This is a genomic window from Acinetobacter sp. GWC1_38_13, from assembly GCF_001767535.1.
Lineage (GTDB): Bacteria > Pseudomonadota > Gammaproteobacteria > Pseudomonadales > Moraxellaceae > Acinetobacter > Acinetobacter junii.
This window is the reverse complement of the sequence record NZ_MELG01000102.1, coordinates 1-8,223: the sequence shown is the minus strand read 5'-3', so window position 1 is coordinate 8,223 and position 8,223 is coordinate 1. Positions and strand designations below refer to the sequence as shown.

Annotated in this window: 12 protein-coding genes and 1 pseudogene; 3 read left to right on the top strand and 10 right to left on the bottom strand. The window is 37.5% G+C overall.

Features of this window, described 5'->3' with window-relative positions; genetic code table 11:
* Window positions 1-82: 82 nt before the first annotated feature.
* The 4 genes and pseudogenes from A2003_RS10860 to def form a co-directional block, all read right to left on the bottom strand.
* Window positions 83-592: a hypothetical protein gene (locus A2003_RS10860; RefSeq protein ID WP_286687350.1), complete on the bottom strand. Its 510-nt coding sequence runs from the start codon at window positions 590-592 to the stop codon at window positions 83-85.
* A 124-nt stretch (window positions 593-716) separates the two neighbouring features.
* Window positions 717-1,016: a hypothetical protein gene (locus A2003_RS10855; protein ID WP_286687349.1), complete on the bottom strand. Its 300-nt coding sequence runs from the start codon at window positions 1,014-1,016 to the stop codon at window positions 717-719.
* A gap of 406 nt (window positions 1,017-1,422) precedes the next feature.
* Window positions 1,423-1,563: pseudogene (locus tag A2003_RS10850) on the bottom strand (DUF559 domain-containing protein); the annotation flags it as partial.
* A gap of 14 nt (window positions 1,564-1,577) precedes the next feature.
* The gene (def, locus tag A2003_RS10845; RefSeq protein WP_286687348.1) at window positions 1,578-2,063 is read right to left on the bottom strand and encodes a peptide deformylase; all 486 of its coding nucleotides are present in this window, start codon (window positions 2,061-2,063) and stop codon (window positions 1,578-1,580) included.
* A 127-nt stretch (window positions 2,064-2,190) separates the two neighbouring features.
* Here def and A2003_RS10840 point away from each other — a divergent pair, with 127 nt between their 5' ends.
* A complete protein-coding gene (locus tag A2003_RS10840; protein WP_004952870.1) occupies window positions 2,191-2,394 on the top strand; it encodes a hypothetical protein in 204 nt (67 codons plus the stop codon).
* A gap of 78 nt (window positions 2,395-2,472) precedes the next feature.
* On the opposite strand, the gene A2003_RS10835 is transcribed toward A2003_RS10840, so the two are convergent.
* The gene (locus tag A2003_RS10835; RefSeq protein WP_286687347.1) at window positions 2,473-2,964 is read right to left on the bottom strand and encodes a DUF2505 family protein; all 492 of its coding nucleotides are present in this window, start codon (window positions 2,962-2,964) and stop codon (window positions 2,473-2,475) included.
* A 108-nt stretch (window positions 2,965-3,072) separates the two neighbouring features.
* Window positions 3,073-3,363: a hypothetical protein gene (locus tag A2003_RS10830; protein WP_286687346.1), complete on the bottom strand. Its 291-nt coding sequence runs from the start codon at window positions 3,361-3,363 to the stop codon at window positions 3,073-3,075.
* A gap of 249 nt (window positions 3,364-3,612) precedes the next feature.
* Between A2003_RS10830 and A2003_RS10825 the strand changes: the two genes are divergently transcribed.
* Window positions 3,613-4,053 carry a universal stress protein gene (locus A2003_RS10825; protein ID WP_004913714.1) on the top strand — a complete coding sequence of 147 codons (441 nt, stop codon included), beginning with the start codon at window positions 3,613-3,615 and terminating at the stop codon, window positions 4,051-4,053.
* Between the two features lie 67 nt (window positions 4,054-4,120).
* Here the strand turns inward: A2003_RS10825 and tauD are convergent, their stop codons facing one another.
* Genes tauD through tauA form a run of 4 tightly spaced genes read right to left on the bottom strand, consistent with a single transcriptional unit; the run spans window position 4,121 to window position 7,702 of the window.
* Window positions 4,121-4,966 carry a taurine dioxygenase gene (gene tauD, locus A2003_RS10820; protein ID WP_286687345.1) on the bottom strand — a complete coding sequence of 282 codons (846 nt, stop codon included), beginning with the start codon at window positions 4,964-4,966 and terminating at the stop codon, window positions 4,121-4,123.
* 16 nt (window positions 4,967-4,982) lie between these two features.
* Window positions 4,983-5,864 carry a taurine ABC transporter permease TauC gene (tauC, locus tag A2003_RS10815; protein WP_286687344.1) on the bottom strand — a complete coding sequence of 294 codons (882 nt, stop codon included), beginning with the start codon at window positions 5,862-5,864 and terminating at the stop codon, window positions 4,983-4,985.
* Complete coding sequence (locus tag A2003_RS10810; RefSeq protein ID WP_286687343.1) at window positions 5,861-6,652, bottom strand: taurine ABC transporter ATP-binding protein; 792 nt, start codon at window positions 6,650-6,652, stop codon at window positions 5,861-5,863. The genes tauC and A2003_RS10810 overlap by 4 nt, the downstream gene beginning before the upstream one ends.
* Window positions 6,653-6,661: 9 nt before the next feature.
* On the bottom strand, window positions 6,662-7,702 hold the full coding sequence (gene tauA, locus A2003_RS10805) for a taurine ABC transporter substrate-binding protein (protein ID WP_286687342.1): 1,041 nt from the start codon (window positions 7,700-7,702) through the stop codon (window positions 6,662-6,664).
* Between the two features lie 259 nt (window positions 7,703-7,961).
* Between tauA and A2003_RS10800 the strand changes: the two genes are divergently transcribed.
* On the top strand, window positions 7,962-8,223 hold a 262-nt coding region (locus A2003_RS10800), incomplete at its 3' end, for a chromate transporter (protein ID WP_286687341.1).

Genomic DNA, 8,223 nt, shown 5'->3' with positions numbered 1-8,223 from the left:
AGCGACCCAAATAGAAGAATTACTGCCACATCGCTGGAAATCCAACTCAAATTAAAAAATAGGCATGGGGTTCAGCGGACGCTTACGATACAAATTTACCAACGTTCTCAGTATTTCCATCTAATGCAGAATAAGAAAATTTAATATAGGGTTGATTTGAATTTAATAATCTTTGTAGTCTCTTATCAGAATCCATAGAACGTATATAAAACAATCCGTCTTTATCTTCTACTTCCCAATAATCATTAAATAATATATTTCCATAATAACTGGCCTCTACATTACTTAAAACAATGTTTGCAGACCAAACACATCTTGTTATTTCTATATATTCAGAACACCCCCTAATATTAAAATCAAGTTTAGAAAATAAATTAGCCTCATATAGAACTGACAATGATTTTTTATAAAAAATCATTGCTTGATTACGTTTATTTTTATTAAATAATATTATCCCTTCTGAACTATTAGCAACAGCATCAAAAATGTAATATGCATTTGGTCTACTATAAGGTGTTCTCAAGCATGACACTAAGGATAGGCTTAAAACCACAATTAAAATTCTAAAACTTACATTTTTAATTTTACTCAAAATTTTTCCTTTTTTATTTTAAAACAAAACAGTCATTATGTTAAATTAAATTTATAAAAGAAAAAGTTTGCATAAATTTTTCTAATACATGAGGATTTTTCTTTAGGCATTGCATGGATTTTTCTCAAGTAGAAATAGGGTCAAAAATATCTATTCCCCTTGAATAAGAAATACCTTCTAACGCTATTTCTTCTGTTTTTGATAGCCCAGAGCTTGGTACAAATCCAATAACTAAATGAATCTTCGCTAATGAGTCTTCGAAATTTATAAGATCAAACATGTAAAGTGGTATTTCCTCTTGATGTAAATTGTTAATACACAGTTCAATCCTTTGTCTAAACTCATTTAAATTAATTGCTTTTGAAAATAGATAGCCAATAGCAAATCCAAGATCAAAACTTTCTTCTTTATGTATTTTCCACATACTTAAATATTTCTAAAATTAACATATTACGTCTTATTCGAAATATTTTAAGTTTTTTATTTAGTATCAATATCTTAATTAAGTCTTTCTAGAATTCTACGCACTGGAATGGCTTTTTTGTGAATATTCACGTTCCACTTCGACTTTTTTGCGATACTTTTCATAACTTTAATTAGTGCATTTTGACAGGATTTTTGTCATACAGCAAGAAAAAGAGACTTACCCTCCCTCTTCTTTTCAGCTGCGATGGGTTATCCTGCTCCAGCACTGGAATACGCTTTAAATTTCAATCCTTCATCTTTTGGTTAATGTTCTAGCAGAAAATTGGTGCTATGTCTTAGTCAAGTTTCTGATCGGTAAACTCAGTGTTATTGCCTAGTGTTAGAAGCTATTCAACAATTTAAGTCAATAAAGATTTCTGTCGATAGAACTGTAACCCTAAAATCTGTTTACGGCGCAATCTTGACCATAGCAATTGTTCTGCATCAGTCATGTTACTTCGTAAATCCCGTGATGGAAGTTTTAAGTTTTTATTGTAAGGCTTCATTATTAATTTAACTTCTAAGCACTCAAACGCTCTACAAACAACACACCATCTAAATGATCAACTTCATGTTGCACAATACGTGCAGGAAAACCATCAAATGTTGTTTCAATCACCTCACCTTGTAAAGTGTGATAACGCACTTTGATAATCTGTGCTCGTTGCACTTGCCCACGCTCATCAGGAACACTTAAACATCCCTCTTCCCCCAAACAAGTCGCTTGAGAAAACTCCAAAATCTCAGGATTAACCATCACCACAGCATCCATCTCAGGCGCATCGGGATAACGAGGATTGGGACGAGATGCCACGATAATCACACGCTTGGAGATATAAACCTGTGGTGCAGCAATTCCAACACCATTACGCTCCAACATCGTCGCATGCATCGCAGAAGCCAGTTGCAACAACCATTCACTATTAAACTCTGCATCTGAGACTAAAGCTGCTTTAACTTTTAAAATCTCTTCACCGCGTTGTGCTACTGGCAAAATTACACTCATCACAGAACCTTATAATTTTTAAATCGAACTTAGATTGATACTATTGGATAATGAATTTGGCTTCTATCATTTTCATTTAAGAATCTTGTCATAATATTTTCTTATTAAAAAAACATATGGAATTGGCATGAATGCACTACCACTTTATCTGGGTGTTCTTTTTAGTTCAATTGGCTTAGGCTATTTTATATATGGTAAGAGACAGAAAATGACTGTGCCTCTGATCTGTGGCTTATTGCTTATGCTATTTACTTATTTTATTGAGAGTACAACCATGATCAGTATGATTGGGCTAATACTTTCCATAGTTCCTTATTTTCTACGCTTCTAGACAATAAAAAAACTCCCCTTCATCAAACCTTTCTTCTTTAGATCAGTCGATTCAGGGGAGTTTTATTTTCAGCTTAAATTAAAGTTGTTTCTTTAATTCATCTTCTACGATTTCAATTTCAAGTTGGCTAAATTTACGAATTTCGCCTTCAGCGTGCTTTTCAAGCATACCGCCAATCAAAGGTACTTTCACTTTCACATTCCAAGTCAATGAAATATCTAATTTTTCACTATTACCTGTAACTTTACGTTCAGCTTTTGCCTCTAAAGGAAGGTTTGCGCTAAGTTCTACTGTCGAAGTTAGATTTTTAAGATTAGTGATATCTGAACGTTTTAAGCGGAATGCATTTTTTAATAATTTTTTAGCAACATCTGGAATGCTGACGTCAAGATTATATTCACGACGCAAAGTATAAATGTCACCATTTACATTTGATTCAATAATTTCGAGGTTATCGCCAGGGATACGTTTACACACCGCTTCATGCAATGAGGTTTGAGCAACTAATCGTGTAAAATCTTCAATTGAAACACCGTGAATTGTTTCATTAACCGTAAATTGATGCGCCATTTTAAAATTTCCGTTTCGTTTTATTTGGGATTTCATCTCTGCTCGGAAGTATAGCATTGAGATAAAAATCGCAAAGGCTGTTCACTCTAAAATAGATGACTGCTCGGATTAATTATTTTTATTGTAGTCATGTCGCATGCCAAGTTTTACCGTGACCTTTTCAGTTCGACTGATATATAGATAGTGTCGCCCATACTCTATGATGGCGTAAAATTGCTCTGCCCCATCATCTAAGCCTGTCGCAAACCACGTCGTACCTTGCGGAAACTCATCCAACCATTCTGCTTTATAAAAATCCGAAACAGAATCAAATCCCAGATATTGATCAGGATCAGCCATGATTTTCGCAGCAACCTGATCAAACTTCTGCTGTTTAAATGCTTCTAAATTGAGTAACACTGAGATTCCTTTAGGTTAAAGTTTGATTAATAAAAAGAAGCAAACAGTCATGTGAGTTTTAAAGTAAATTACAAAAATACCGATATTTTGTTATATCTCTATTTTGCTGTGGAATTTACTGTATTGCAGCAATATTTTCAGTTTTATCATACATTTTTGATCATGGTCTAATTTGCTAGACGACGTTCAATATGCTATCAACATAATATAACTTTATCTTTTTACAACGATAAACAATAAGGAGCAAATATGTCTTATCAAAATATTTTAGTTGCAGTTGATGACTCTCCAATTTCTTATGCAGCCGTTGAGCATGCGCTGTCTTTAGCTAAATTATCTGGGGCAAAGGTCACGGTATTGAGTGTTGTTGCAGTTGATCCTTATGTGGGCGTAGATTTTTATCAAGTTGCACCCGCTATTACAGAGCATTTTATGCAAGCAGAGGCGCATGCTAAAACACAGTTGCAAGATATCGCTCAGTCATTTACCCGTGATGGAATTCAAGTAACCACCAAAATACATCATGGTCCTGCTAGCGAAGGGATTATCTTTGTCGCAGAGGAAGTCGGCGCTGACTTAATTATTATGGGTTCTCATGGTCGTACTGGCGTTAAACGTTTATTACTCGGTAGCGTAGCACGTGCTGTATTGACCGAATCACATATCCCTGTGTTGATCGTCAAACAGTAATAAACAAAGCTTCGAAAAAAAACCTTGTGATTTTGCACAAGGTTTTTTTATTTCTTAAATTTATTAATTAACTTGCAGCTTGATAAAACGGTGCATCACCATTGATTGTGGCGCGATGCATAATCCGATGCGCATCACCATAATCAAATAAAGCCTTATGCTGTGTACAACGGTTATCCCAAATCGCCACATCGCCTTCTTGCCATTGCCAACGTAAATGAAACTGCTCATGAGTCGCGTGGGCGAATAGATATTGCAATAACTCAGCACTTTCTGATTCTTCTAGCTCATTAATACGTGTGGTGAAACCTTCGCTCACAAACAAAATCGGCTGTCCTGTCACAGGATGGGTTCTCACCACAGGATGAACAACGGGTGGATTACGTTTGAAGGTTTCTTCCAATTTCTTACGCTCAACATCATTATGCGCAAAACGTTCAATCGGAAAAGACTGACGAATATCATGTGTAGCCGTTAAACCATTTAACTTTTGTTGCAAGCTTTGATCCAATGCAGCAAATGCGGCTACCCCACTCGACCACAATGTATCACCACCTACAGGTGGAATCTTGATGGCTTGCAAGACACACCCTAATGGCGGATTTTGACTGAAAGTCACATCAGTATGCCAAAGCTCGTTTTCACGTAAATCTTGCTTCCAACTGTCTAAAACAATAATTTCAGGCACATTTTCTACTGTCGGGAAAATAGGATGAATATGTAAAGAACCAAAGCCACGGGCAAGTTCAGCTTGAGCCTGAGGTGCAAGCTGCTGATTGCGAAAGAAAATTACATGATGATCCAGCAAAGCCTGTTGAATTTGTTGTGTGGTATTTTCATCAACCGTATTTAAATCAACATCGTGAATAATTGCACCAATGGTTGGTTTAATAACTTCAATATTTAACGTCATCTTCTACTACTCACACTTATAACTGTTGACCATACCAAGGAGAGAGTTGCTTCTGTAACCAACGCAAAAACAACTCAAAACTCACTGCAACGATCGCAATAACAATAATGCCGAGAACCACAGTATCGGTAATCAAGAATTGAGCTGCTGACTGCACCATAAAACCAATACCACGATCGGCTGCAACTAATTCCGAAGCCACTAGAGTCGACCAGCCCACACCTAAACCAATACGAATACCCGTTAAGATATGCGGTAAGGCCGTCGGCAGAATCACATGCCAAAACACTTGCGATTGGCTTGCGCCTAAAGATAAGGCTGCACGCTCACGATTGAGCTGATGACTGATTACGCCATGAGTGCTACTGATAATGACTGGTGCAAGGATTGAAAAGAAAATCAAAAGCACTTTAGTGGTTTCACCAATCCCAAACCAAATCACCAATAATGGCAAATAGGCTAGAGGTGGTATCGGACGTAACAGCTCAACCAAAGGATCAAGTACCGCACGCACCCATTTGTTCAAGCCCATCCATAAACCTAAAGGCACACCAATCGCAATTGCAGCAACTAAAGCCAATAAGACACGAGAAATACTGGCGGCTAAATGTTGCCATAAAGTCGCTTTCATAAAGCCTTGTTGACTGACTTCAAGAAACTTCTGCCATACTGCTTGTGGGCTTGGCAAAAACAAACTTGGAACAATTTTTAAAGCAGTGATCAAATACCAGATCACCAGCACACTGATAACACTCGATAAACTCAGCACCAAACTACGATGACGAGCGAGAAAATCACCTACAGCATTTCCTCTTGAAGCTGATTGTTTTGGCTCAATTTGTGCTAACTCTGCCGTATCACTTAGCCCATAGGCTGTATTTTTTATTTGTCCCGTCATACAGTCACCTCATACCCTGCTTGTTTCTGTACACGCAAACGCTCAAACAATTGCTCACGTAATTGAATAAATTTTGGATCGGATTTAATTGTTCGAATCGATTCGCCTTGCTTATAGCGCTCTGCAAAATCTAGTTTTAAAGTTTCAACAATCTTGCCTGGACGAGCTGTCATCAATACCAGTTGATTGCTGAGTAATAACGCTTCTTCAATGTCATGGGTGATGAGGAAAAAAGATTTATTTTGTTGAATCCATAAATCTAACACCAACTGCTGCATGGTTTCACGGGTGAATGCATCAAGCGCAGCAAAAGGTTCATCTAATAAAATAAAGGCTGCATGGCTGATCAGGGCACGTGCAATACCAACGCGCTGTTTCATACCACCTGACAGTTCCCAAATATTGGCTTGTGCAACATGGCTCAAACCTACTATCTTCAGGATGGATTCTACTTGCTGATGAATATGTTGTTCTTTTAAACCTTTTAGTTGTAAAGCAAAACCGATATTTTCAGAGACATTTAACCAAGGTAATAGCGCATGATCTTGGAACACCACTGCACGGCGAGCATCAGGTGTCGTTAATACTTCAGCATTAAGTTTGATCTGTCCTGAACTTGGTTTTTGAAAACCAGCTAAAATATTCAGTAATGTGGTTTTTCCACAACCCGACTCACCCAAAATTACCGTCAAAGTGCCCTCTTCAATTTTGAGATTAATATCTTGCAATACAGGTACGGTCTGGTTTGGAAAAGTTAAATGAAGATGCTCAGCAGCTAATACGCTCATTTCGATCTCCTATGGTTGTAAGAATTGAGTGGTGACATTGGCTTGATAGTTAGGTTTTACTTGATCCACCTTGCCTTGGCTTCTTAAGAAAGTGGCTGTATCGAAAATGTTCTCTGCAAATTCACCTGATAAAGTGGCTTGTTGCTGCTGACGACCAAGGTATATATTTCCTGAAAGAAGCAATGGAATATCTTTGGCATCAGAACCTGTCAGTTGGGCAATTTTCTGGATGTTGTCTACATTTTGCTCAAATGCTTTAGGATTTTGGTTATAGCTTTCAATCTGCTTTAAGCTGGTTCTCACGAAGGCTTTTAAGAACTCAGGATTTTTTTCAGCGAAATCTTTACGAACCACCCATAAATCATAGGTTGGTGCGCCCCACTCGCCGACTTGTTTCGAGTCTGTTAAGACATGACCAGTCGCTTTAACTTTGCTTAAGGCAGGTTCCCAAACATAGGTTGCATCAATATCACCACGCTCCCAAGCTGCTGTGATTTCTGGTGGACGTAAGTTAATAATCTTGACTTGGTTATCCGCAATATTCCAATGCTTGAGTGCTGACAATAAGCTGTAATGCGTGGTTGAAACGAATGGCACAGCAATGGTTTTACCAATCAAATCTTGCGGGTTGTTAATGCCTGATTTGTTGCTCACCACCAATGCCTCTGAACCACCTAATTTTGCTGTCACCAGAAAGACTTCAATCGGTAAATCACGACTTGCAGCAGCAGCTAGAGGACTAGAACCAATGTTGCCGATCACCACATCCCCTGAAGCCAAGGCATTAACTACATCTGAACCAGCATCAAATTTACGCCATTGAATTGCTTGATTAGTATCACGTTCATATTCTCCATTTGCCTGTGCAACCTTGGTCGGATCAACACCTGTTTGATAAGCAATCACTACTGCCTTGTTGTTTTTAGACTGAACAGGTGAAGCATCTTTTTGATTTTGATAGACAATAAAAGCAACAATCGCCACAAGGACGATCGCTGTTACAATCAATGGCTTGGTGTTCTTGATGCCCATAATTAGATGATCTTTCAATAATATAGGCTTATGGTATGCGTCACACTTTATGATTAAAAATAATAAAAAATGAGTTGTTTATGCAATTTAAAGATATATAAGCTAGATTCTTTGATCTTTAGACGTGAAATAAATTTAAGAAAAGTCATCAATTTGAATTATCAAATCAATAAAATATATAAAGAAATAAATTGGATTCATCTAGAATCATCAGCTTCATATGATGTGCCATAAACTCGCGATATTCAAAAAATAAACACTCTAATTGAGAATGATTATGCAACAATCTGATGCAACAACCACACCTGACCACGTTCCTTTTTGGCAAGCCTTTTTATTTTGGCTAAAACTTGGATTTATTAGTTTTGGTGGACCCGCAGGTCAAATTGCAGTGATGCATCAGGAGCTAGTTGAACAAAAGCGTTGGATCTCTGAAAAACGATTTTTACATGCACTCAACTATTGTATGTTGTTGCCTGGACCTGAAGCTCAGCAACTTGCCATCTACATCGGCTGGTTAATGCACCGTACTTTAGGTG

Bases quoted from the DNA above. Each gene is read 5' to 3' on its own strand.
- A2003_RS10855 (WP_286687349.1), bottom strand. From the start codon at position 1,016: ATGTGGAAAATACATAAAGAAGAAAGTTTTGATCTTGGATTTGCTATT.
- def (WP_286687348.1), bottom strand. From the start codon at position 2,063: ATGAGTGTAATTTTGCCAGTAGCACAACGCGGTGAAGAGATTTTAAAA.
- A2003_RS10840 (WP_004952870.1), top strand. From the start codon at position 2,191: ATGAATGCACTACCACTTTATCTGGGTGTTCTTTTTAGTTCAATTGGC.
- A2003_RS10835 (WP_286687347.1), bottom strand. From the start codon at position 2,964: ATGGCGCATCAATTTACGGTTAATGAAACAATTCACGGTGTTTCAATT.
- A2003_RS10825 (WP_004913714.1), top strand. From the start codon at position 3,613: ATGTCTTATCAAAATATTTTAGTTGCAGTTGATGACTCTCCAATTTCT.
- tauD (WP_286687345.1), bottom strand. From the start codon at position 4,966: ATGACGTTAAATATTGAAGTTATTAAACCAACCATTGGTGCAATTATT.
- tauC (WP_286687344.1), bottom strand. From the start codon at position 5,864: ATGACGGGACAAATAAAAAATACAGCCTATGGGCTAAGTGATACGGCA.
- A2003_RS10810 (WP_286687343.1), bottom strand. From the start codon at position 6,652: ATGAGCGTATTAGCTGCTGAGCATCTTCATTTAACTTTTCCAAACCAG.